This is a genomic window from Bacteroides sp. AR20 (assembly GCF_964250605.1).
In the GTDB taxonomy this organism is placed as follows: domain Bacteria; phylum Bacteroidota; class Bacteroidia; order Bacteroidales; family Bacteroidaceae; genus Bacteroides; species Bacteroides uniformis.
Genome location: NZ_CAXUGK010000029.1, coordinates 1 through 25,576 on the forward strand (window position 1 = coordinate 1; position 25,576 = coordinate 25,576).

Here is a 25,576-nt window from a genome sequence, read left to right on the forward strand (position 1 = left end):
ATGCTTAAAGATACAAAAAAGGCAACTAACTCGCAATGAATTAGTTGCCTTAAATTTTATTATTTTAGGAATATCCCACTTTAGTTTCTGCAGTTTGGAACTAAAGTTTCTTCAGCTTACAAATTATTAGATAATTCAGTTTCTTTCGAAGACGTGTCTTTTTCTATAAGGCATAAAATTGTTCCTACTGTTTGATAATTCTCGTATTGACCTTCAATCCGTTTTTATCTTTGGAGAAAGACGATATATAGTTACACTCCTTTAATAATGATAAAAGGCTTCGGTTCAGTTCTGTGTCGGGTATAATTGGGTGTTTTCCGTTCTCCTTCATCTTGCTGTAGGGTAATGGCAACAATGCCAATAGCTCATCAATCACATCATGGTTATCCTGGTTTTGTCTGATAGTATGATAAATGACTGTTATTGCTTTCTCTAATACGGATGCCTTGACAAGAACCTTTTTCAGCAGGTCATAATCTATTTCTGTTTCATAATCTGTTAATATTTCACAGATAATATTGGCGAGTTTCTGACTGACATCTATGGAAGTTGCTTTCAGTTGTTGGAGCACAACTGATTTTTCTTTGCCGGATAACTTGTAGCTACCAAGCAAACAGAGAGCCAGGTCTTTGTTATAAGCTATTTTATCTTTGTCCTTTAAAAACTCATTTTTATGATGCAACAGAAAATTGCCATAGAGTATATCACTATGACGGCTGAGGTATCGGATATTATCCTCCGTATACTCAATGCTATTCTGATCTATTAAATAGCTGATTCGCTCATCTTCCAAATTTAAAAGTTCCTCATTCAGATCCATTTTACACAGGAAGGCTGAGAATATCTGCTTGTAGGAATTAATACTAATCCGGTTACTACCCATAATATTATTAAATAGCGAATGCTTATGTGGCTCACTTCCTGCAAATCTTCTTGTTCCCAGTATTTCCGCATGTTTATCTAAATATGCCCATAAGACATCGTCTATATTACAGTCGTTTTGTACATAGTAATTGGTTATATTATCCCAGTTAGGTACTAGTAAATCCAGTCCAAATGCTAAACCTTTCATGTCATCTTTCACCTTAGATACATCATTGATAGGATTAATATGGGTCTTGAGATATTTCTGTTTAACCTCCATTTTAACCTCCTTGTTATTTAAAATCTCCAGCATGGATTCTTCATCTTCATCGCATATATTCTGGAAGACATTTTGAATGCATTCTTCCATATTTTCTTGTATCCTTTCAATGACGTCTTTCCGTCCGACTCTTTTGATGCGCGTTAGGGTGATATTGTTTTCATTTGCACCTGCTCTATCGCTGATATGATTCAGTAATAAGCTTATGTTGTGTCTCGTCAAAGTATAGCTGTCACCTTTAATAATAAGTTCCAACAAGGGTTTGGAAGTATTTGTCAATTCCTCATAACAGCATACACTGGCAATAAAGTTGATTTTCTTATCGTCAAAGCAATCGTATCTGTTTGCTAAGTAATCATAATTATCTTTCAACCATGTTTTTTGAAACTCACCTATATGGCTGTTCTCACAAAACTTTAACCATGCTTCGATCAGAATGTCTCTGTACTCACAGTTCAATACCGAAGTCCAGCTATCATTGACGTTCCAATTGATATAGTGATTAAACACATTATAATTTTGTTTTCCCTCTTTGTAATATTGGGCCAGAAAATCCATTTTAGCTACGGGTTGTTCCAATCGTGCCATGAATAGAAGGAACCGTTCTCGTTCGATGTTCGTATGTTTGCCCAAATAATCCAACAGATTAATATTAAGCACGCTATCACTGAGATAAGCATAGGTTGGTAATTGTGCAACAAAACTTTGTATCTTGTCTATCTTGGCATTATATTCGGGACTTTTGTCCAGCTTCATGGCTATAAGCAGAAGACGGTCATTCTGAGAAATCGTGTTCGGATAGAAATAAGAAATGTAGTCATAATAGTCTTCATCAATATAACCACGCCGGATAAAGAGATCCATCATTGGAGCCAATTTGATTTTCTGGAAAGCTTCACATTCATTCATCTTAAACTGCATAAACAGTTGCTTCAAAGAAAAACTGTTGATACGATATTCTTCCTTTTTCAGTTCCTCCTCTTCCCTGGCTAAATCTTTGTCTTTTGTTGTAATAGCGGCTAACCGTTGGGCATAAGATGTTTTTGGATCAATCTTTTTCTCTATTTCGCTAAAGCGGATGTTTGTATGGGATGTATAAATACTATATGAATTAAAATATTTGTATTCTATTCTCTCTTTTTGGATGAGCTCATTAAATAAATCCTCATCCTTCCATATAGCACTCGTTTCATAATAGTTATCATTAATCTTTATAGAAATTAGATTGCCGTTGATATGGGTAACATATCCGTTTACATAAATCATTCGCAATTCACCTGCCTTCAGGTGTCGGTTCCTTTCCTTTGTTTCGCGACGTTTGGCCATCTCCTCCTTCCGTTTGTTCAATATCTGGAGCGCAAACTTGGTGAGTTCCTGTTTGGTTTCATGACATACGCATTGATAAACCTTTCCACGTCTGTTGTGTAGTGCTGAGAAATCATCAGGATAATAGTTCTTATACACAATCATGGCCAGTAGTTTTGAGTGGCTTAATTCCGTACCGTTGACAAAAAGCCGCTTGTGGTATTGGTGATACTCGTTTGCAATATTCTTCAACAAGCGCATATCATCTATGAAAAAGGCTATATCTTCCAAATCATCAGCTTTGATCTCCTCCTTATGCCCTCTCTTTTCCAATTCTTCTTTCAGTTTGTCTTTCGAGTTGGAAGGGTTGATAACCGGAATGACAGTGGTTATATAATCAAAGAACTTTGTCCGGGAGGAATCCTTGAACATATCATCTTTCACTGCATAGATGAATTTTATCTTTCGTCCTACGACAGCCGAATTGTTTAGTAAGAAGTTGAGTTCCCTCAATTTCAGAAAGATATCGGGGGTATCAAAGCGATCTAGGTCCTCAATGACCACTACGTCATAATCAGTTGCCTGGAAGAAATACAGAATCTCGTCTAGATGGCGGTTGAAAATGGAGTTTTCGTCTTTAATCTCAATCTCGCCGTCTTTAAAGTTGAGCTTATTCAGTTTGGTACTGCCATATATCCGGATAACATATTGTGCTATTGTATATAAGACAAATAACAGATATAGCAGAGCCACAATATCCCCTATTAGGTTAAAAACAAATCCTTGACTGAAAACACGATAAAACGAGTCAATTCTCATCCAACTAGGTTCGAAAAGGATTGCAAATGCAAGAATCGTTCCGATAAAACCACATGCTAATTTCGATATATGTTTTGGGGTAATGTGTGTGATCCGTTTGAAGCGTGAATTGGGTAGAGTATCAATCGTTTCTCGGTAAATTAATTGCTGGAGAATGCTGTATTCTATTCTTCGGTTCAGTATTTCTTTATAGTTTTCATTATCCCGGTCATCGAAGTTATCTTTACCTGTAGATTTTTCACTGGTTTGGTTATCCAGAAGTTCTTGTTGGTCTTCCGTTTCTTCATCCTTTGTTTTTTGATGTTTGTCGTCATCCAATGTTGCTAAGGATATGGGCAGATAGTTCCATTTTTCATCTTTCAAATACATCAGAGTGTGTAATACAGAACTTTTTCCTGACCCATAAGGACCGGTCAGGGCAATATTCAAAACATCCTCAGCCTTGAGTGCTTCCCGTAAATCACGGACAGACTCATAAGCGGACTCATTCTCCTTCAGCAAGGTCGGAGTTAAGGATTCTTGAAATTGTGATACCTGCTCAATTTGCGCCGAAGGCACTTGAGTGGATTCTTGTGTATTCTCCATAATGTTTTCTCAATAAAAATTATATAATTCTATATAATTCAATACTTCGCCCATTTTGTTTTTATAAGTAAAGGCTGTCCATTTATTCTGTGTTAAAATCAGTTCTTTAATATAGATATTAATTCTTTATGCAAATATAAAGTTTAAAATAGTGACAAACAAATGAATCTGCTGAATATATCATCTGGATAACCACTTATTTAATAAAAGAATATTCTAATTTTCAATCATTTTAGTAACTTCATATAGTGATAATCATTATTGGTTCGTATTTTATTCGTTTGTTCAACTATTTGCGGACATGAAGATTTTGGATGTCTTAAGATTGATTTTGAGCAAACATAATCCTCATTTTTATCGTTATAGCCTATGAATTAAGTAGGTATAATATGAAAAGATTATTATTTGTTTTGACTTTTATGTCTCTCACTTTTCCTGTTATATGGGGACAAACTAAGATACAGAAGTATGCAGGGACGGCCATGCCCTATCCTAATAGGACAGACTCGTCCATTACTTTTCGGGATGGTATGACCCCATTTTATATAAATCATCTGGGAAGACATGGAGCCCGCTTCCCAACTTCAAGAAAAGCCCTAGACAAAGTGGAGAAGGTATTGGTATCAGCCCAACAAGAGAATGGACTGACCTCAGAAGGCATGGCTTTACTCTCTATGATACGACGTTTATCCAGATTATTTGACGGTCAATGGGGAAAATTGTCAAAGTTGGGCGAGACGGAACAAGAAGGAATTGCCGGACGTATGATAAGGAACTATCCTCAACTATTCAGCAATTCTGCCAAGATTGAAGCAATAGCAACCTATGTTCCCCGCAGCATAAATAGTATGGACGCTTTTCTTTCTTGCATGATAAGGCATAATCCAGCTTTACAGGTACAGCGAAGTGAAGGAAAACAATATAATCATATCCTTCGTTTTTTTGATCTGAATAAATCTTATGTCAATTATAAAGAGAAAGGTGACTGGCTTCCTATATACAAAGCTTTTGTACACAAGAAAATATCTCCAGTTCCTATAATGAAGAAGTTTCTTCTTAATCCGGAACAATATCTGGATAAAGAGGCAGAGGAATTTGTCATGGCTTTATTTTCTGTTGCGGCTATTCTTCCTGATACAAGCATCCCATTAAATTTGGAAGACCTTTTTACACTTGATGAATGGCATCGTTATTGGCAAACCCAGAATTTGCGACAATATATGAGTAAGAGCTCTGCACCTGTCGGTAAGATGTTACCGGTTGCAATCGCTTGGCCTTTGCTTTCTGAATTCATTCGTTCTGCTCAAGAGGTGATAAGTGGGAAATCCGATTATCAGGCTAACTTTCGTTTTGCTCATGCAGAAACAGTTATACCTTTTGTGTCGTTGATGGGCATAGAAAAAACTGATGTACAGGTTTGCCGGCCCGATTCCGTTTCAGTCTATTGGAAGGATTATGAAATATCTCCAATGGCCGCTAATGTACAGTGGCTTTTCTATCGTGACAGAGACCAAAGAATTTGGGTTAAGATTCTGTTAAATGAAGAAGCAGCAGCGCTTCCTATATCAACCTCTTGTTTCCCATATTACTCTTGGGAAAAAACTCGTATATTCTTTAATCAGCGAATCGAAATGGCTAAAAAAACACTTTCAGTTTTCAATGAATAGAATAAGCCATTTTTTAGTTTTGATTATATTTGAAAAAAACATTTTTTCTATTTACCAATGAATGACAGATACATAGATAGTGGTGGTTACAGTTAAATAAGGTTGCCTAGGTGAGGTATAAATTGATGTAAGAATGAGGTTAAAGCTAAAAATAAGTATTATACTTACCCTAATATGTACCATGAGCCAATTTTATAACGCCTATCTTTAAATACAATAATCGAATCACATAAAATTCTCTTAAGGTTTCAACGGTAAGCGGTGAGGCAGACGGATGTGTTATCTTATGTTTGTGTAGTAAGTCAATCTGTTCCCATCACTTCTTCCCAAACTGAAAATGTAGTAAATGACCATTTTAATATAACTTGTGGATGAAATAGTGTATTCTTCTAAAACACAAGGACAATAATAATTTCATGATTGTAGAATATCTTCCAACTTGTAAAAGTAATAACAGTACATTGTTGAGTTGTCATAGGGGTGAGTGTTTCACTTTTGTATATCACTCTGATGACAATTTGGAATACCTGAGCTATCACTCCGAACAGCACCACCAACTCCATTTCTGACATCCATACATTACCCTTCGGGATATTCACTCTGCCGTTTTCTCTGATTGTTATAATTGTTCGTTCCATGAGTAATATAGCCACTGAGATTTCAGTAGATGACTGGTTAAGTCTGTTGCCAAACGTTATCAAATCCAGGTCTATTTTTCAGATGGTTATCATAACATACTTCTATGCAGTGATAATTTCGTATGCCGCAATACTCGGCTTATACTCTCAACGAGAATACGCCTACTGGGAGTAAGGGTCGCAAATCCATGACGTGCGCAATAAGACATTACTGCCCATGCGTGACCGGGCAATGTCCTTAAGTTTCGACAGAAAATTATGGATGCGGTGTTACAGGTACAGACAGATCTTGTCACGAAAGAGCACCTGGAGCTTACCATGACGAGAGCAACCTCATCCGTCAGCTTCGCCCTGCGCAATGACGCTGAAAACAAAGAGAGGATTTTCCGTACCTTGAAACAGGCAAACAGAAAATGAAAGGTTACCACCGAACTGCTCGGAATCGAACGTACAACACTGTATAGCAAACTGGAAGAAGTATGGATTGAAGTATAAATTCCAGCAATAATAGTCGGTAATTCACTAAGAATTGATATTACGCTTAAACCGGATTTATTTGGTGATGGCAAAAAGACCTCCACGTAAAAAACACAGGACGGGGTGATGTGCTTCTGATTTTTATTCGTAATTTTGTACTAAAGAGAGTGATATTGACAGCAATGCACAACAAAGCCCAGAAACGATTGCCAATCTGTTACTCTATTTAACCCTTCTTTCAAACTTCCTAAGACAAAGAAGATTAAAAAAAATCTTCCAGAAATACAACGAAAAGGTTTAGTATTGAAGAAGGTAAAAACAACAAACAAATCGTTATTATTTTACAATTTATGGTTACAATATATTTGGATAAACAAGTTTTCAGTCATCTATTTAATGCAAAAGAAGAAAAGTATTCTCTTTTGCGTGAAAAGATATTATCTCACAAAGATGAGTTTATTTTCTTCTACTCAAATGCTCATTTATTTGATTTGCAAGATGATAAAACGGATATTAAATATACTGAAATGGAATATATGCAATCGATAGTAAGTGGATATCATTTAATATACGAAAACCATAAACAGGAAGTTATAAAGCAATCCCCACGCAATGCTTTCGAAACTATAGGCAAAATAGAGGATTTCTCTTGGCTTGAAAATTTTGATTTTTCACAAATAACAGAAGAACAGCGGAATGTTATCAATAACATTGTTGATATTAGCATTAAGGATTTAAAAGGTGAATTAGATTTTGATTGGCTAAAAAAAAGAGCCCCAATTTCAGTCGATGAACTCCAAATGGACATATCAACTTTTACATCATTAATGAAATTCGTCTCCCACTATTTTTATGAGAATAAGGAGTCATACAAAATTATGAGAGACAATACTATTGCTAGATATAATCCGACATCAATTAAAGCGGAAGGTGAAAATATTTTTAACGAGCAGTTAGCCTCATCTCCATTAGGATTATCCTTTCTAGATATTATTCAAGCCTCTTTAACTCAAACAGGATTATCATACACTGATTTTGCAACGGTATATTATATGTCATATATACTTCTTGATCTATTTGGAGTTAATAAAGAAACCCGGAAGAAGGTTAAGTTTAGAAATATGCAAGTCGACTGTTACCACAGTTTCTTCGGCTCATACTGCGATTGCATGGTTAGTGATGACGAAGGTATGCGCCTCAAGAGCAAAACATTATACAAACTTTTCAATTTCAACACTAAAGTATATTCAATAGATGAGTTTATAGAAAAATTTGATGAAGCAATAAATAACAATAAAAAATCTGCGCGTGAATATTTTGATGAAGTTCTTAGCGATTATATTACAAGGCAAGTAACTAGAGTCGAAACAAAATCTGGGCAATTTTTAACTTACCTGAGTACTTCTTATAAATACTTCGGATATTTTAACTGCATGATAGAAAGAAAATCAAAAGATGAGACGGTTATTATACTCCATAAGAACAACGACTTGAAGCAACCTATTCTGGCGAAAGAATTAGAGATTATAACTAATAGGATTGTTAGAGTGTTTAATGATATGGGAGCTACCTTTACTTTATTCGATGAAGCAGTAGAAATCCCTCTATTAAAAGCTGACAATTGGAATAGATTTCTAACGTTAAATGATGCTGATGTGTGTTTAACTAAATTCAAAGATACACCTATGTTGTGTTTATGGATTAAGTTAAAGCAGCCAATATTACAAAATAAAAATTGAAGAAATTAAAGATTCCTGCAACAAGCCACTGACGAGGATATAGTGGTTTCCGATTTGTGTCTGCTCGCTAGTATGTATCAACTTGTTGCGTTGAATACGCAAGGAGAGCAAAAGTTTATTTTTCATCAGATTAGGATATATGACATCCAAAAATAGCGAGCCATCAGCTACGGATCCTATCAAAATAGTTTTTTATGCATTATTCTACAGTAAAAGCCAGTATTTACTTTTTTCACTGCTAGAAAGAACAAGAACTATAGAATAAGAAAACACAAACATCATATACTAAAAATATCATACATCCTCTCGAAAAAACAACAATCTTTGATTATAATTTTTTCCAGTGCTCGCATCTTACAGACCTATAGAACTCACTAAAAGAGTTTTCCAACAAAACACATATTAACAGCGATGTAGTCATATAGCTCAAAGAGCGAAGGCTATTGTATTTCCTCCATTCTAAAGAGAGGTTGTGCCAGAGTTTTGACACAACCTCCTACTAGATAATTCTAAATAGAGATATGAAAATCCATCTTTATCTGTGACATCTCACGTATCACTGTACGATCCAGCACACGTGCATAATGACGGGTCATCTGGACATTGGTATGCCCTAACATCTTAGCAACGCTCTCTATCGAGACACCATTGGCCAGAGCAAATGTGGCAAAAGTATGACGCCCAACATGGGTGGTCAATGTTTTTTTAATACCACAAATATCAGCCAGTTCCTTGAGGTATGCATTCATTTTTTGATTACAAAGCACCGGAAAAAGCACACCATGTTTCTTACAATATTCATTGGTGGAATACTTTTCCAAAATCTTCAATGGTATTTCCATTAATGGAATATTACACATGATTTTGGTCTTCTGTCTCCCCTTTCGTATCCACCTGACACCGTTCGAGTCCTCCACGATATGTTCCTTTCTCAAACCATGAATATCCGAGAAAGCCAAACCGGTGAAACAACAGAACACAAAAATATCCCGTACCTGACTTAACCGTGGAATATCAATTTCCTTCGATATCAGCTTCTGGATTTCTGAATCTTCCAAAAAGTCCGGTTCCACCTTATCCAATGAGAATCTAATTTCTAAAAACGGATCGTTCTTCATCCATCCCTTAGCCAAAGCAATACGGATAATCTTCTTAAAATTCTTCAAATATTTGGTGGCTGTGTTATGACAACACTTTTTCTCTGTCTTAAGCCAAAACTCGTAATCCTCAATAAACTGGCGGGAAACTTCATCCAAAAGAACATCTTTCTTATGATATGTCTCCCAGACAAAATCCCGGGTATGCTTCAAGGATGTCTCATAACGCTGCACGGTTGCAGGCGCCATGTCCGTACCGGACAATTGGACACATTTATCATTATGCTCACGGAAAACCTCAAACAGAGTACGTTGTACGGGGGCATCCTTACCCTGGAAACGATCCAGAACACTGTTGGCAGAAACGGATACCTCCTCTATTTCCAGTTCACGTTGAATCTTCATTATCCTCAAACGGATAGAGTCAAGATACAGATTCAGTTCCTTGTACTCACGCTTCTTTTCCAGGGCCTTTCCTTTTGCCGCACTCCAGAACTCCGGAAGAATTGTTTTCTTCACTGAAGCATCAACCCGGACTCCATTCACTGTAATTCTCATCATTATCGGAGCCTCACCGTTCCGATTCAATTTCGTCCTACGAATGTAGAACAATAGACAAAATGTTGTTCTTTCCATCTTACTTGTTTTTTAATCACAAAACTAAATTTCCAAGAGCAACAAGTCAAGATGCAAAGCACTGATAAACAATGAATTATTTACTTAATAGGTGTACCTGGCATTGAAGGCAATCAGGTACACCGAATAGTACACCGAAAGAATGCTTTGATATGCTTATTTTTGCTATGTACCAAAAACAAAAAATCCCCGTAAAGTATTAATTTACAGGGATTTTCTTTGTTTTGCAATTCTTTCCAGCGGAGAGACAGGGATTCGAACCCCGGGTGCCTCGCAGCACAACGGTTTTCAAGACCGCCGCAATCGACCACTCTGCCACCTCTCCTAAAACTTCCTTTTCGGGAAGTGCTTTCCTCTTTAAAGCGGTGCAAAGGTACAAATCATTTTTAATTCTGCAAACTTCCTTTCTCTTTTTTCATGAATTAATAGTACTTTTGCACCATGATATATCCGCAGAACTTTGAACAGAAAATAGGTTTCGACCAAATACGCCAATTGCTGAAAGAAAAATGCCTCAGTACACTTGGCGAAGAACGGGTGATGGACATGGCATTCTCCGACCACTTTGGAGAGGTGGAGGAGCGTTTGGACCAAGTCACTGAATTTGTACGCATACTCCAAGAAGAAGACAACTTCCCGGCACAATACTTTTTTGATGTACGTCCGTCACTGAAACGCATACGCGTGGAAGGCATGTATCTAGATGAACAAGAGCTCTTTGACCTGCGCCGTTCACTAGAAACCATACGTGATATTGTACGCTTCCTACAGAAAAGCGACGATGATGAGGAAGAGGGCACTTCCCCCTACCCTTGTCTGAAAAGACTGGCAGGAGACATCACCGTTTTCCCACAGCTCATAGCAAAAATAAACGGCATCCTCTCTCCTTACGGAAAAATCAAGGACAATGCCTCTACAGAGTTGGCACGCATCCGCCGGGAACTGGCAAGTACTATGGGAAGCATCTCCCGCTCACTGAACAGTATTCTACGAAATGCCCAGTCCGAGGGCGTTGTGGACAAAGACGTAACACCCACCATGCGTGACGGCCGTCTGGTCATTCCCGTTGCACCGGCACTGAAACGGAAAATACGCGGTATTGTACACGACGAGTCGGCCAGTGGTAAAACCGTATTCATCGAGCCTGCCGAAGTAGTGGAAGCCAACAATCGCATACGAGAACTTGAAGGTGACGAACGCAGAGAAATTATCCGCATCCTGACGGGCTTCTCCAACCAGTTGCGTCCCTCCATCCCCGACGTACTGCTATCATACGAGTTCCTTGCCGAAATAGACTTCATACGTGCCAAAGCATTGTTTGCCGAGCAAATATCCGGACTGAAACCGGCTCTCGAAAACAAGCAACTGCTGGACTGGACAATGGCGGTACACCCACTCTTGCAACTTTCTCTCGCCAAACATGGCAAAAAAGTCGTACCGCTTGACATCGAACTGAATGAGAAGCAACGTATCCTCATCATCTCCGGTCCGAACGCAGGCGGCAAGTCCGTCTGCTTAAAGACAGTAGGCTTATTACAATACATGCTGCAATCCGGACTACTCATCCCGATGCACGAACGCAGTCATGCCGGAATATTCAGCAGTATATTCATCGACATCGGTGACGAGCAGTCCATTGAAGATGATTTGAGCACCTACTCCTCCCACCTTACGAACATGAAAATCATGATGAAAAGCTGCAACGAACGGAGCCTCATCCTGATTGATGAATTCGGGGGCGGAACAGAACCCCAGATAGGAGGTGCCATTGCCGAAGCCGTATTGAAGCGTTTCAACCAGAAACAGACGTTCGGTGTCATCACCACACACTACCAGAACCTGAAGCATTTTGCCGAAGACCACGAAGGTGTAGTGAATGGCGCCATGCTCTACGACCGCCATCTGATGCAGGCACTGTTCCAACTACAGATAGGCAATCCGGGCAGTTCGTTCGCTGTGGAGATTGCCCGCAAGATAGGTCTGCCGGAAGATGTCATCGCCGATGCCTCGGAAATTGTGGGCAGCGAATACATCAACGCCGATAAGTACCTGCAGGACATTGTGCGCGACAAACGCTATTGGGAAGGCAAACGCCAGACAATACGCCAGCGTGAAAAGCACATGGAAGAGACCATCGAGCGTTATCAGACCGAAATCGAAGATTTGCAGAAATCCCGGAAGGATATTCTGCGCAAAGCGAAAGAAGAGGTGGATCAACTGATGCAGGAAGCCAATGCACGCATCGAGAACACCATACGCTCCATCAAAGAAGCCCAGGCAGAAAAAGAAAAGACACGCCAGGCCCGCCAGGAGTTGACGGACTTCCGCGAATCAATGGAAGCGCTTGCCAACAAGGAACTGGAAGAAAAAATTGCCCGCAAGATGGAAAAGCTGAAAGAAAAGCAGAACCGGAAAAAGGAAAAGAAAGCAGGCGATGGAAAAGAGAACGGACCGTCTGCCCAGGCTTTGGCAGAACAGCAGGCGCGGAAAGAAGCGGAACGCCTCGCGGCAATCGTCCCCGGCTGCAACGTCAGAATAAAGGGACAGACCTCTGTGGGCGAGGTAATGGAAGTGAACGGCAAGAATGCGATTATCGCGTTCGGCAGCATCAAGACTACCGTCAAGCTGGACAGGCTGGAACGCACCAACGCGCAGCCCAAACAAGCTGACGTGTCCGCCAAAAGCACTTTCATCAGCGTCCAGACCCAAGACAGCATGTATGAGAAGAAACTACATTTCAAGCAAGACATTGATGTCCGTGGCATGCGTGGCGACGAAGCGCTGCAAGCCGTCACCTATTTCATTGATGATGCTATCCTCGTCGGCATGTCGCGTGTGCGTATCCTTCACGGAACAGGAACGGGTATCCTGCGCACGCTTATCCGCCAATATCTGGAAACCGTTCCCGGAGTGCGCCACTTTGCCGACGAACATATACAGTTCGGCGGAGCAGGCATCACCGTTGTGGACTTGAGTTAATGGATAATTGACAGTTGATAATTAAATCATAAATCTGAAATCATAAATCTGAAATATATGAAATCAATCAAAGAACTCTACCGTATCGGTACCGGTCCATCCAGTAGCCACACTATGGGGCCGCGCAAGGCAGCTCAGATATTCCTGGAAAGGCATCCCGAAGCAGCCGCCTTCCAAGTAACCCTATACGGAAGCCTCGCCGCTACCGGCAAGGGGCACATGACCAATGTTGCCATCACCGAGACACTGCAACCCGCAGCACCGGTAGAAATAATCTGGGAGCCCAAAATATTCCTGCCCTTCCATCCCAACGGTATGAAATTCGTCTCTTTGGACAGCGAAGGCAAGGAGACCGACCAATGGACCGTATTCAGCGTCGGCGGCGGTGCCCTGGCAGAAGAGAATGATGGAGCATCATCCGTAAACACCCCGGATGTATACGAAATGAACAGTATGACCGAAATACTACAATGGTGTGAACGTACCGGAAAAAGTTACTGGGAGTACGTCAAGGAATGCGAGGAAAGCGACATTTGGGATTACCTGCAGGAGGTATGGAAAACCATGCAGGCTGCCGTAAAACGGGGATTGGATAGTGAAGGAGTCTTGCCCGGCCCTCTGAATCTGCGCCGAAAGGCTTCTACCTATTATATACGTGCCAGTGGCTACAAGGCTTCCCTCCAGTCGCGCGGACTGGTATTTGCCTATGCCTTGGCAGTAAGTGAAGAAAATGCGTCAGGTGGGGTCATTGTCACTGCACCTACCTGCGGTTCGTGTGGCATTGTACCGGCAGTGCTCTATCATCTGCAAAAAAGCCGGGAGTTCAGCGACACACGCATACTTCGTGCCCTTGCCACAGCCGGACTGATAGGAAACATCGTGAAGACCAACGCTTCCATTTCGGGAGCGGAAGCCGGATGCCAGGCAGAGGTAGGTGTAGCATGTTCCATGGCATCAGCCGCAGCCAACCAATTGTTTGGAGGCAGTCCGGCACAAATAGAATATGCCGCCGAAATGGGATTGGAGCATCATTTGGGTATGACCTGCGACCCAGTTTGCGGACTGGTACAAATCCCGTGCATCGAACGTAATGCCTACGCCGCCGCACGCGCCTTGGATGCCAACCTTTACTCCTCCTTCACCGACGGCATGCACCGCGTGTCATTCGACAAAGTGGTGGAAGTCATGAAAGAAACCGGAAACGACCTGCCCTCCCTCTACAAAGAAACCAGCGAAGGAGGACTGGCGAAGGATTATAAGCCGATGTAGTTAAGGATAAGGGATTAAGGATTAAGGGATTAAGTTTTCAATATGATTGCACAACACTAATGTCCTTAATCCCTTATCCTTAACTCTTCTCTAATCAAGTTTTACCGGCCAATGCGTATCATCCCTATTACCGCTCACATCTTTTGTCTGTAGCAAGCCGCCTTCTTCCGAATAGAACAATTGATACTCTGCATTTCCCTTTTCAACTTCAATGACAAACTGCATAGGCACTACCGGATACTCCAAAAGAACAATCTCCTCTATCTTCCAACCGGCATACTCACTGGCGCTGAAAGAGGTCTGTACTGTTCCCGGAAGATTATTCCAAAGCAATTCGGTTTCCGTCAGTTGCCATTCCGCCTGATTATTGAACCATACATCCTTTTCCTGCCCATCCACTTTACAATCTGCAACGAAATAGCCCCCTTTCTGTTCCCATTCCACATGGATTGCGGAAGGGTATTTGGACTTCAATGCTTGTGACATTGCTTCGGGCACTTTGACATCATCCTTGTCGTCATCATCACTGCATGCACCAAGTGCCAAGGCGGCGATGAACATCATCGCCAACATTTGAATCTTCATTCTCATCATTTCTCTATAAAGTTTAGGTTAATAGTTACTGGAGAATCAATCGTCCATGCTGACGAACTTTCCCTTTTTGTTGAACTTCAAAGAGTAGTCATTACCCAATTCAATTTCCACACCGGTACGTCCGCGTTCGATTTTAGTAATAATCTCTCTCGGGAAGTTAGCCTTCACATACTCCTTTACGGGAACCGGAATCAATGCTTCGGGAACAGCGGACTTCTTACAATCCACTTCCAACCAATTTCCTTTCTTGTCGAAGTCTATTTCCGTACGATCTGTCAACAGCACTTCATATTTTTTAGTCTGCAATATTTCACTTTCAATCTTGATGTGTGAAATGTGTGGTTTCGAGAAATACTGGTTGATAAAGTTGCGTGCCGTCAGCGGAAGCTGCTTGGCATCCTGAGTGATAACATCACCGGCAAAGGCAAACTGAACAGCTACAAGAGCCAACACAAGAATAGACAATACTTTCTTCATAATCGTTATTTTTTAATGTTACTAATAAATTTCATATCATTCACACTGCAAATAACGGTAGAGAATTAGGAAAGATTTGGGAATAACCGCAGTTAACGATAAATTTTACTTTCTTTAACCAGACGGAAGGTATGCATACCGTCCTGCCATTCATACGTGAGCTTCAATGAAGACGACAACGCAATGGAACGCGCTATGGCAAGCCCCAGTCCGGTGGAGTCTTTCTTGCCATCCATGCCATGATAGAAACGCCGGAACAACTTCTCTCCATCCAAAGGAACATCACCCGTATTCTTTATGACCAGCGAAGTTGGAGTGGTAAGTACCTGCAACTCTCCCTCTTCCCTATTGTGCAGCAACGAATTCTTCACCAGATTGGAAACCAGTATTTGCGCCAGCGAATGGTTGCAACGGATAATAAAAGGCTGCTCCTCCCGTTTTCGTATCAGTCTCACCTGCTTATGTTCATAGATATCCATCAGGTCGGGCAAGAGTTCATCCAATATCTCATCCACCGAAACATCTTCCATCTCGGTATACTGCCCGTTCTCTATACGGGAAAGCAACAGCAGGGACTTGTTCAGTTTTACGGCACGCCCCAGCGTGGCATATATCTCGTCCAGCTGCTCCATTTGCTGTTCCGTCATCCCTTCACTCTCAGCCAGCAGTTCCACTTTTCCCCTCACGATGGCAAGCGGTGTCTGCAACTCATGCGAGGCATTCTCGATGAACTGCTTCTGCTCCTCGTATGCCTTGTAGCTGCGGTTGCCCATATCCAATGCAGCATCGCTCAACTGGCGAAACTCCCGTATCTTCGTCGGGTTGTCCAATGGAGGCACCTCCTTGCCGGGCTGAATGCAGTGCAGCCAGTCAAGCAACCTATGTAACGGACGGAACACTCCCTTCAGCACCAACTGGATGCCGATGGAAGTACAGATGAGAAACAGCAGGAACAGCGCTCCCAGATACCAAAGCATAGCCTCCACCATGTCATCCCGCTCCAAAATGGAAATCATCAGTTTCAACTCATAATATTGCCCGTCGGGCATACGGAAAGCGGTACACATGACACGTACCGGTTCGTCTTCATCCTCCAGTTCGATATAAACCGTAGCATCATAGAACACTTGTCTGTAATGCCGCCCTTCCTCTTCGGATATAGGAGTGAACTTATAGAAAGACATCAACGAGCCTTCCGTTTCGAGTATCGAGGGGTCGTGAAGCGCACTCTCCATCAATATCTCACCGTAATTCTCCAACGTATCGTCCGTCTCATCCACCACCTCGTCAATGATTGCGTAATAGAACAGCACACCCCACACTGCCATCAACAGAAACAGCAGCAATGCAAGTTTGCGGTAGGTGTAGCTCAGCAGCTTCATCGTTCGGAGAGTTTGTAGCCGAATCCATAGACAGCCTTTAATTCTATGGTAGCCTCAGCTTGTTTCAATTTCTTACGCAGATTCTTCACTTGCGAGTAGATAAAATCCAACGAATCCGCCTGGTCTATATTGTCTCCCCACACCGACTCGGCAAGGCTCATTTTATTGATGACCCGGCCGGGGTTGACTACAAAATAATAAAGCAGGTCGAACTCCTTGCGGTTCAGCTGCAAGGGTTTTCCGTTTATCTCTACCTGCCGTTTGTCGGGGTAGAGCAAAAGGTTTCCAAGGGTGACGGTCACATCTCCCTTCGCCTGCCGCCGACGTATCAATGACTTGACACGTGCATTGAGTTCCGCCAGATGGAAAGGCTTTGTAAGGTAATCGTCGGCTCCCAGTTCCAGCCCGTCCACCTTGTCGTCCAGCGAGTCTTTGGCCGAGATAATAAGCACACTGTCACTGCGGTGCAGCCGTTTCAGCTCACGCAGCAAGTCCAGACCGCTCCCGCCAGGCAACATGATATCCAGCAAAATGCAGTCGTAATCGTAGTCATTGATTTTATCCAATGCCGAAAAATAGTCGGCAGCGGTCTCTACAACAAACTTTTCTTTCAAGAGCGAAGTGCGGATGGTTTCCCGCAAATCTTGCTCATCTTCTACAATCAGGATTTTCATACCGGCAAAGATGGTCTATAAAACTGGAAACAATCTGGAAAACTATCCACTAATCAATGCTGTCTGTCTGATAGTCCTCCATCAGTTCTTCTTTTGCCATGGAGATTTTCCCGTCAGCCGTAATGGTCAGTCTGATGGGAACATAAAGGTCGGATTGCGGATAGCAGACGCTGGCCGCGTATATGATTCCTTGCGGAGTGGTCTTGTCATAGACCAGCCCCTCAAGAATAGAGTACTTCATGAACTTAGCATCCACCAACGAAGCAAAATTATCTTTGGTGAACACTTTATCCACCACCTGCTTCCCGCCGCACGTGATGCGCAAGGTGATACGGTTATCCACAAATTTCTCCCCCTGCTCGTTTTTCACTATCGGCAGAGATTCATCCGGCCGGCGCACTACAGAAGACTGATACTCTTTTCCCTTATACGTAAAGGATGTTTTTACATCGGACACCTGCATGCGCTGTGGGCCGGCAATTTCTGTACTATCCTGCATCAATACCTGCGTACCGTCTTTCTTATTCTTGTCTTGCGACGAACAAGCAGTGAAGAAGATGACCGATGCACACACTAAAATATAGACTATATTCTTCATCGTTCTGTTTTTTAGTAGTTGACCGGACAAAAATAGTACAAATTGAATGCAATAGAAAATTTATTTTCTTTTAGATTCCATTTTTGCTTTTCTATCCTGCACTTTCTTGCTGTATGCAGCATATTGTTCTTCCGTCATAATCTTCTGGAGTTGTGAATCATAAGCAATACGGGCAGTCTTCATCTCTTCACGCTTCTTTTCCATCTCCGCTTTTTTCTGCGCGCGTTGCTCATCCGTCAATTGATGGCGCTTGCCATCTCTCTTATGATGCTTGTGTGCTTTGGCACGATGCATCGGCATATCTCCCATTTTCTCAACCAATGCCAGATTTGCCTCCAGCAGTTGTTGTTTCTGCGTATCGTTCAAGGAGTACTCTTTCACCATCCGTTCCGTCATGCGCTCGGCACGGACTTTCGGTTCGGGCATTTTATCACTGTGGCGGGCATGTTGTGCCATTGCCATGCCACCCATCAGGAAGGCGGCCATCCATATCAGAACTATTCTTTTCATCATTTTTCTCTTTTTTTAATTAATACCTTATGTTAGTTATACCTATTGTGTTGCAACGTATCTATGACAAAAACAAAAGCGGGAAGTTTAACCGCAACTTCCCGCTTTAACATAATAAATGAGGTTGAAAAGAATATTAAGGTTCGTCCAGATACTGTACGATAAGGCTCACCTGCTTCGGCATGAATGTCCGTGTCCTTACATTGTACCCGGTATGCGCCAAGGCTTCATACAGTTCATGATTCCGTTTTATCCACCGCGTCAGGGTGCGGATGGCGCAACGTGCAGTAGCATTGGGGCAATAGAGGCATGCCAAATCTTTCTTTTTATAAGTCGTGATACGAAAGCCATTTTCTGTTTCCATAGCAGTTTGTCTGATTTTTAAATGATTGATGTAAAGATACGATATTCAAAAGGCGAAGTCAAGTATTTCAAGGAGAATATGAACCTTTTTCTGAGAAAGTTCATATTCTCCTTATTTACAGAATGTTTATCCTAACGGATTTTCTCCCTGGTCGCCATCGGAACCGCCGCCATCCGGATTTGGTTTGGAACTACCCCCACCAGAAACGGTGCCGTTGCCCGACCAATCCATCTTCTCTACGCTGGCGCGGGTCAGCATGTCCCTAAAGTAGAAGCCCGGGGTGAAGATAATCTTGCGGCGATAAATCGTGCTTGCCTTCACATCTTCCAGTTTGTCCTGGCTCTTGGCATTGATGCCGGGACGGAAACAGCCGAACTCACCCAGCTGTACTGAAAATCCCTTGTTGATATCCATATTCAAGGTGTCGATCAATCCGTCCAGCACCAACTTCACCACACCGCGAGGCGCCATGCCTATCTTGGAAACCTCGTCGCATAAATCCTTAAAACCTACCACACCCAAAGTTTTCATCTGCGCCACGTACTTTTCCGTTTTTGTCTCGTCAAAACCGAATACTCTCTTTTTTACTTCATAATTCAAAGCCATAGTTTTTTAATTTTAAGTTGATTAATAAAAGTCGGTCTTGTTCGCTCGTCAGTCTGCAAAACCAGTTTCTTTGTGACCACGATGCAAAGATACAACGGGCAGAAAACGGGGTGGTGCTTTAACGGAGGTTTAAGGAGGTTTTCGTAGGATAAAAAAGGATATTGGAGAAAAAGAAAGGAACTGATAGACAATGACTAAGAAATTTTATTCCTTAATCATACATTGTTTTTATCCTTTACGGCATCTTTAATTGACAGCGTAAAAAAGTTCAGGTTCTTTTCTCTCTGAATTTGCGCTTGCAAACTCCAAACTCTTTTTTCCGAAAAATGGATAGTGGTAGTTTCGTGAGCCGACAGGACATAGGGCAATGCACCTTCCACATGAAATACATTGACTTTCATCTGTCTTTATGGGGTTCTCCGACGCAATGGCACGTGTCGGGCACTCTTCCTGAATAGGACGGCACGCCTACGACCAACAATTCATTGCGTCCCAATCTCAAACCGGGGGATTAAAACATTACTCGTAATGTCATGTTGGATATTATCGGCGTGCAGCTGCTTGACGATACCCTGCACGATGGCTTTGGTAGTAAATGTAGCACTGAAAAAAACAGAATGGACTTTATGTATCTCCATAAATCTTAATTTATCCGATTAAATTTCTAATAACCGTAAATTTATTGGTATCCGTTCAAGGTCAGGCAGAAGAAGTCACTGTCATCATACGGATAATCGTATTCGATGGGGAGTTCTTCTTTCTCTATTTTCTTGAATCCGGCTTTCTCATAAAACAGATGTGCTCTGTCCGTATTCTTGGGGGTGTCGAGAATGATTTGCCTCCAGCTTTTTCAATATGCGGAATAACAGCCCTTTATCCATATTGAGCTCACGGGATATGTCCTTTGCATTTCGATTCGGATGCAAATACACATCTTGAATTTTACCTCTTTCTGGCATACACCACACTCGGCCCCATCCCATGCCTCATCAGCACCCCTTCTTCTATAAACCTGTTCAAATCGACAACCGCCTGCTTATAACTACGTCCTGCCAGCCGTGCATACTGGGAGCGATTGATGCAGGGATACTGCTGCAAATACTCATCCAGCAACTGCCAGCGCTGCTCCACGCCCAACGCCTCATCGGCAGACGAAGCAGGCGCCGATGCCGATTGCGGACAACGCTCCAACTGCATCTTACCTTTCAAATCCTTATAGAACTCCCTGCCCAGACGGAAATTCAACCCGCGCAAAGCGATGGAGGCAGCACGAAGCTCTTTCTTGTCCGTCGCCTGGCGGGTACAACTCAAAGAGGGGGTGAAGTAACCCAGTTCGCCCAGCTCCACCGTCCAGCCATTGGCAAGGCAGTCGCGCAACTCGTCCATAAAGCCTGCCATCGCTCCTTCCAGCAGGCTGCGGCTGAGGCCGGTGAAAAGATGTACACGCTCGATAAATTCCTTGCGGTCGATGGTGCCCTTGGGGACAAAGCGGGCATAAAGGGATTGTTGCTCGCCGGTCTGGCGGACGTCGGGTTTCTCGAAAAGGTCGTAATACGCACTCATATATATTCTGTTTTTAAATGGTCCTGCAATTCCGTCATTTCTTCTTCCACGGCATTAAGGAGAAGAAATGCTATTCTTTAATCATTCCACCATGGAGAAAATATCATTCCACCACGGAAGAAAAATCGTTCCACCATGGTAGAACGATTTTTTCCACACGATGGAACGATTTAATAGTAGCATACAAATATACTAATCGAAAGGAGGAAAAACAAGAAAATTCCCATAAAAAACATATCTTTACGCTGGAAATGAAACATATAAAAAATACACACCAAACTCACTTTAGAGTCATGAAGAAAATATATCCCAAAGAATGGTTAGAACTGCATCCTTACAAGCAGACAAACAGCGTTGACCAGTACTACGTCGGCATTGCAAACGAAATCCACAAAAGGCTTTATTCTTCAACGATAGCCGACGCCTTCGAAGAAGAGGAAAACATACGCTATACAAGCCTCTGCCTCGCCGCATGGTTTGAGGACGTCATCTCCCAGACCGGCATCTGGCAGGCATTCACTGCCGAGTGCCGGAAGCGATACGGAACCTATCTGCCCTTCTACCCCATCAAAGGCGATTATTTTCCGGATGAAATCAATCTGGAGGACATACGTTTTCTGCTTTGGCACCATATACAATATCTATGCCGGGGAATAAGCGCCATCAACCCCGAGAATCCCGGAATAGAGCAAACTGCACAAGAGATATACGGACTGCTTGCAGAGGAATACGAAACCGCTCCCGAAAATGAAAGGATGCAGGAATTTCTATACCACTCTGCCATGGGAGAAGAAGACTTCTTCCGCTACCGGGAGATACTGGATTGGTTTCACTACCAATGCTACTTCAACATCGAAAATGTCGCCCAATACCGGGACGAAGCTGAACGGTTGCTGGATGATGAAAAGATTACTCCCGAAATGGCAGAGACCCTCATATATGCCACACGCACCTCACTGACGTTCAAAGGGCGCCGCAACCTGCTGTCGCTGACCTCACCGGAATGGCTGGCTCTCATCGGAAAAGCCCATCCCGAACATCAGCTTTGGGGCAAGGTGAAGGCACGGGAAAACAGTTGCTATCTGCTGGAGAAAGAAGACGACGAGTATCTGTACGTCAAAGATTTGTGTAGTGAGGACGAAGGCGAATTCAAGATAACCAAGAAGTCCTTGAACCTCTCGGCTATCCGTAGCAGAGAAGTAGGGAAAAGCACCCTTATCTGCGAACTGATTTATTTTGGCAACGCATGGTGGCAGTGCGGCATGCTTCTCGAAAACAAGTACGACCAGAAAATAGCGGAATATGTGGACGACTTGACGAAACAGAAAGAAAAGACGAATGAAAAGGCTACATTCCATGATTTCATAAAAGCATCCGGCGGGAAATCTTTTGTATTCTGCCAATCGCAAGAAGAAATCTCTGATTTTCTGCTGAACAAGATGGGATACGGCTTGAAAGAAGACCTGGACATACCACGCATACATACAGAAACCGGAGCCATGCTGATGGCCAACTCGCACACCGGCCTACATATCCAATTCAAGCTGTGCGAATGCATCAAATCTCCGGACAACCCCTATTATAATAAAGAGGAAGCAGAGAAAAACGCCATTATGTTCATCGTCAACCCCGACGTTATCCCTTACCAACTGAGTTGCATCCTGCAAGACGAAGGCATGCTTCCGGATGCTTATCTGAACAGTTTGCAAGGAAAAGAATACGGACAAGAGTTCATACGCAAGAATGCACACTTCCTGACTGATTATTTCCATTATCGGTGTCGGGAGAAAGACTTTGATTAGTTGAAAATGGGGGGTAAATACCACTTTTGACACATTTCCAACTACCAATTATCATAGTGCTTTCCAGAACTTCTGGAAATCCTTATACCGTCCGTAGCACACTAACTGGTCGCCGGCTTGTATCTGGTCATTTTCCGGCAGTTCGTTCAGTACATTGTGTTCCACATACGAGATGCCCAGGCAATTCTTCAAAGTCTCGGCACGTTTCAAGGCGAGTATCTTCAGGCCAAACTCCTTATCGAGATTCAATTCGTTGGCATAATAGCCAATGAACTTGTCCGGAACGGTGAACTTGACTACATAATAATCCGGTGCCACGCGGAATGTCTCCATATCGGCACCGAATTCCAGCAACTGTACCAGTCCGCGTGCGGCATCCTCCTCGGGAGTAAGAATGCGTTCCAGCTCAAAGGCCTCGAGCACGGAACGGTGGACAGCGTCAATGGCGCGGGCATAGATATGCTGCACCTTCTTCTGCTTCAGCAAAGCCACTACACGGATGGATGCACCGAAATTCTCGCCGATGGCAACAATCACCACATCCACACTGTTCAGCGGCAACACGGACAAGGCCTGCTCGTCCGTAGCGTCGATGACAAAGGCTGTGGCAATCTTTTCCTTCAGACTATCCACCCGGCCGACGCTCACGTCCGCACCTATCACTTCGTGCCCCAGTGCAGAAAGCTCTTCTGCCAGCACGTGACCATAATTCCCTAAACCGATAATAATATACTTCATCTTATTTAATTGATTATAATCTGACCACTCGGATACTGATACTTCGTATGCTTCTTCTGCTTGATGATGCCAAGCATCAGCGTAATCAGTCCCACACGCCCCACAAACATCAGCAGTGCCACCAGTAGCTTGCTGTCGTCTCCCAACCGCGGGGTAAGGTTCAAACTGGACCCCACCGTGCTCAATGCCGACACACACTCGAAGGTAATGGCCAAAAGCGACGTACCCGGCTCCAGAATGCTGATGATGAAAATAAACAGCAACAAGACGCCGAACGACATCACCACCGTGGCATTGGAACGACGGATAGAATCGTGTGACAGCTCACGGCCAAACACCTCTACCCGTTCCGTGCCGCGCAACACAGCCACCAGATTCAGCACCACTACCGCAAAGGCATTTACCTTGATACCGCCTGCCGTAGACTGTGAACCGCCTCCCACCCACATCAGAAACAGATATATAAGCAATGTCTGTACCCCCAAGCCTGCCAAGTCCACACTGGTAAAGCCTGCCGTACGGGGACACGTGGCATTGAAAAACGCCTGCGTCCACTTGTCTGCCACCGACATGCCGGCGAAGGAGGCATTCCACTCAAAGACAGCAATGCCCACCGTGCCCAGTACCAGCAGCAGGAAGGTGACTATCAGTACAATCTTTGTATTCAGGTTGTACAGATGGTAAAAACGCTTGCCGTCCCAATGCCACGTACGCAGAAAGTGCCACAGACGACGCAGATGGTAAAGAATAATATCCTTGAAATTCACCAGTATGGGGAAACCGATACCCCCCAAAATAATCAGCAGAGATATATAGATGAAGAACGGATTGTGCCCCGTCATCACCAACGGATTACCCAGATTTCCGGGCAACGTGGAGAATCCCGCATTGCAGAAAGCGGAAATGGCATGAAAAGCGGAAAAGGCCAGCTCTTCTTGAAGGTCCATCCCCATCGTCCCGTGGATGTCTCCCCAGATAGCAAGCATCCCTATTCCTTCAATCACCAGCGTAAAGGCCAGAATATAGACCAGGGTGGAGAGCAAGGAATTCAAGGAATTGGAACTCACCATGTCGCGCACCACCAACTGATTGTACAACGAGGTATTACCCATGAAGAACATGGCAAAGAAACTCGTCAGTGTCATCACTCCCAGACCGCCTATCTGAATCAGCAGAATGATTACCACAAAACCGGTCGGGGTAAAAGTGGACGCCACATCGACAGACGTCAGCCCCGTGACGCACACCGCACTGGTGGATATGAACAGCGAGTCGACCCACGATATGCCGTTCACCGTGCAACGCGGCAACATCAACAGCCCCGTGCCTATCATTATGATTATCAAGAAACTTGCAGCCAGAATAAGCGAAGGGTTCGTACGCCGCCCCAGCAACCGTACCAGCCCGTTGGAAAGGCTGAAAAAGGAAAACACCAGCAGCAGAATAAGGTGATAGGCCTTGCCATGCAGAAATTCCCAGAACTGCAAGATGGCGCCCTCCTCCTCCGGACGATGGAAAATGACCGGGATAAGAGTCAGATAGAGCAGAATGGTCAGTATCCAGGTGAGCTTACTGAACGTGCGACGGGTATCCTTATATTCCAGCAAAATGCGCAGAGTGACGTCTGCCAGGAAAACAACCCACACCCCATGGTACAAGCGTTGGAGCTGATGCGCCTCGACCTCTGAAATCGTAAAGCCATGCTCATAGACCACGCCGACAATCAGCAGGATGGAGGCCAAATAAGTGATGGAAGTCATTACTCCCACTGTCATCCGTACGTAAGGGTGAATCCATTTATTTTGATACAAAAGGAATTTATGATAAATCTTCATAAATGCATCGATTAATGAAACGCGGCAAACTTAGACAAATATACCTTGATATACAAAAAACAAAAGGAAAAAGAAATT

The 25,576-nt window shown here is 43.1% G+C and carries 20 protein-coding genes, 1 tRNA gene and 2 pseudogenes; 6 read left to right on the forward strand and 17 right to left on the reverse strand.

Features of this window, described 5'->3' with window-relative positions; translation table 11 throughout:
* Positions 1 to 184 precede the first annotated feature (184 nt).
* The gene (locus ACESTD_RS14260) at positions 185 to 3,853 is read right to left on the reverse strand and encodes a hypothetical protein (RefSeq protein ID WP_149921751.1); all 3,669 of its coding nucleotides are present in this window, start codon (positions 3,851 to 3,853) and stop codon (positions 185 to 187) included.
* A gap of 389 nt (positions 3,854 to 4,242) precedes the next feature.
* Here ACESTD_RS14260 and ACESTD_RS14265 point away from each other — a divergent pair, with 389 nt between their 5' ends.
* The 3 genes and pseudogenes from ACESTD_RS14265 (at position 4,243) to ACESTD_RS14275 (ending at position 8,374) form a co-directional block, all read left to right on the forward strand.
* Positions 4,243 to 5,520 carry a histidine-type phosphatase gene (locus ACESTD_RS14265; protein ID WP_057099050.1) on the forward strand — a complete coding sequence of 426 codons (1,278 nt, stop codon included), beginning with the start codon at positions 4,243 to 4,245 and terminating at the stop codon, positions 5,518 to 5,520.
* Between the two features lie 863 nt (positions 5,521 to 6,383).
* Positions 6,384 to 6,666, forward strand: a pseudogene (locus ACESTD_RS14270) (sigma-54-dependent Fis family transcriptional regulator); the annotation flags it as partial.
* Positions 6,667 to 6,985: 319 nt separating this feature from the next.
* Positions 6,986 to 8,374 (forward strand): hypothetical protein, encoded by a 1,389-nt coding sequence (locus ACESTD_RS14275; protein ID WP_015532704.1) that lies wholly within the window; start codon positions 6,986 to 6,988, stop codon positions 8,372 to 8,374.
* Between the two features lie 509 nt (positions 8,375 to 8,883).
* Here ACESTD_RS14275 and ACESTD_RS14280 read toward each other — a convergent pair.
* Entirely contained in the window at positions 8,884 to 10,107 is a 1,224-nt protein-coding gene (locus ACESTD_RS14280; RefSeq protein WP_055235395.1) for a site-specific integrase, read from the reverse strand.
* 240 nt (positions 10,108 to 10,347) lie between these two features.
* Positions 10,348 to 10,432: transfer RNA gene (locus ACESTD_RS14285), tRNA-Ser, on the reverse strand.
* Between the two features lie 116 nt (positions 10,433 to 10,548).
* Between ACESTD_RS14285 and ACESTD_RS14290 the strand changes: the two genes are divergently transcribed.
* Entirely contained in the window at positions 10,549 to 13,086 is a 2,538-nt protein-coding gene (locus tag ACESTD_RS14290; protein ID WP_005832630.1) for an endonuclease MutS2, read from the forward strand.
* A 57-nt stretch (positions 13,087 to 13,143) separates the two neighbouring features.
* Complete coding sequence (locus tag ACESTD_RS14295) at positions 13,144 to 14,355, forward strand: L-serine ammonia-lyase (RefSeq protein WP_005831694.1); 1,212 nt, start codon at positions 13,144 to 13,146, stop codon at positions 14,353 to 14,355.
* 90 nt (positions 14,356 to 14,445) lie between these two features.
* Here the strand turns inward: ACESTD_RS14295 and ACESTD_RS14300 are convergent, their stop codons facing one another.
* The 12 genes and pseudogenes from ACESTD_RS14300 to ACESTD_RS14355 all read right to left on the reverse strand — a co-directional run bounded on the left by ACESTD_RS14300 (position 14,446) and on the right by ACESTD_RS14355 (position 21,123).
* Complete coding sequence (locus ACESTD_RS14300) at positions 14,446 to 14,949, reverse strand: PepSY-like domain-containing protein (RefSeq protein WP_005831695.1); 504 nt, start codon at positions 14,947 to 14,949, stop codon at positions 14,446 to 14,448.
* A 36-nt stretch (positions 14,950 to 14,985) separates the two neighbouring features.
* Complete coding sequence (locus tag ACESTD_RS14305; protein ID WP_005832634.1) at positions 14,986 to 15,426, reverse strand: PepSY-like domain-containing protein; 441 nt, start codon at positions 15,424 to 15,426, stop codon at positions 14,986 to 14,988.
* Between the two features lie 92 nt (positions 15,427 to 15,518).
* Positions 15,519 to 16,808, reverse strand: a complete 1,290-nt coding sequence (locus ACESTD_RS14310; protein ID WP_141982023.1) for a HAMP domain-containing sensor histidine kinase — start codon at positions 16,806 to 16,808, stop codon at positions 15,519 to 15,521.
* Positions 16,805 to 17,482, reverse strand: coding sequence for a response regulator transcription factor (locus tag ACESTD_RS14315; protein WP_016272776.1), 678 nt, complete (start codon positions 17,480 to 17,482; stop codon positions 16,805 to 16,807). Before ACESTD_RS14315 ends, ACESTD_RS14310 begins: the two co-directional genes overlap by 4 nt.
* Positions 17,483 to 17,531: 49 nt before the next feature.
* Positions 17,532 to 18,080, reverse strand: coding sequence for a DUF4738 domain-containing protein (locus tag ACESTD_RS14320; protein WP_005831701.1), 549 nt, complete (start codon positions 18,078 to 18,080; stop codon positions 17,532 to 17,534).
* A 60-nt stretch (positions 18,081 to 18,140) separates the two neighbouring features.
* Positions 18,141 to 18,590, reverse strand: coding sequence for a DUF4890 domain-containing protein (locus ACESTD_RS14325; protein ID WP_016272777.1), 450 nt, complete (start codon positions 18,588 to 18,590; stop codon positions 18,141 to 18,143).
* A gap of 136 nt (positions 18,591 to 18,726) precedes the next feature.
* Positions 18,727 to 18,954, reverse strand: a complete 228-nt coding sequence (locus tag ACESTD_RS14330) for a DUF4248 domain-containing protein (RefSeq protein WP_005831704.1) — start codon at positions 18,952 to 18,954, stop codon at positions 18,727 to 18,729.
* A 126-nt stretch (positions 18,955 to 19,080) separates the two neighbouring features.
* Positions 19,081 to 19,560 carry an HU family DNA-binding protein gene (locus tag ACESTD_RS14335; protein ID WP_087331939.1) on the reverse strand — a complete coding sequence of 160 codons (480 nt, stop codon included), beginning with the start codon at positions 19,558 to 19,560 and terminating at the stop codon, positions 19,081 to 19,083.
* Between the two features lie 215 nt (positions 19,561 to 19,775).
* On the reverse strand, positions 19,776 to 19,961 hold the full coding sequence (locus tag ACESTD_RS14340) for a hypothetical protein (protein WP_005831708.1): 186 nt from the start codon (positions 19,959 to 19,961) through the stop codon (positions 19,776 to 19,778).
* Positions 19,936 to 20,016: pseudogene (locus ACESTD_RS14345) on the reverse strand (hypothetical protein); the annotation flags it as partial. The pseudogene ACESTD_RS14345 and the gene ACESTD_RS14340, both read right to left, overlap by 26 nt.
* A 26-nt stretch (positions 20,017 to 20,042) precedes the next feature.
* Positions 20,043 to 20,198, reverse strand: coding sequence for a hypothetical protein (locus ACESTD_RS14350; protein ID WP_165853744.1), 156 nt, complete (start codon positions 20,196 to 20,198; stop codon positions 20,043 to 20,045).
* A 304-nt stretch (positions 20,199 to 20,502) separates the two neighbouring features.
* Entirely contained in the window at positions 20,503 to 21,123 is a 621-nt protein-coding gene (locus ACESTD_RS14355) for a DsbA family protein (protein ID WP_005832650.1), read from the reverse strand.
* A gap of 293 nt (positions 21,124 to 21,416) precedes the next feature.
* Between ACESTD_RS14355 and ACESTD_RS14360 the strand changes: the two genes are divergently transcribed.
* On the forward strand, positions 21,417 to 22,925 hold the full coding sequence (locus ACESTD_RS14360; RefSeq protein ID WP_373158961.1) for a DUF3843 family protein: 1,509 nt from the start codon (positions 21,417 to 21,419) through the stop codon (positions 22,923 to 22,925).
* Positions 22,926 to 22,976: 51 nt separating this feature from the next.
* Here the strand turns inward: ACESTD_RS14360 and ACESTD_RS14365 are convergent, their stop codons facing one another.
* On the reverse strand, positions 22,977 to 23,663 hold the full coding sequence (locus ACESTD_RS14365) for a TrkA family potassium uptake protein (RefSeq protein ID WP_117748958.1): 687 nt from the start codon (positions 23,661 to 23,663) through the stop codon (positions 22,977 to 22,979).
* A gap of 5 nt (positions 23,664 to 23,668) precedes the next feature.
* On the reverse strand, positions 23,669 to 25,498 hold the full coding sequence (locus ACESTD_RS14370) for a TrkH family potassium uptake protein (RefSeq protein ID WP_373158960.1): 1,830 nt from the start codon (positions 25,496 to 25,498) through the stop codon (positions 23,669 to 23,671).
* Positions 25,499 to 25,576 lie beyond the last annotated feature (78 nt).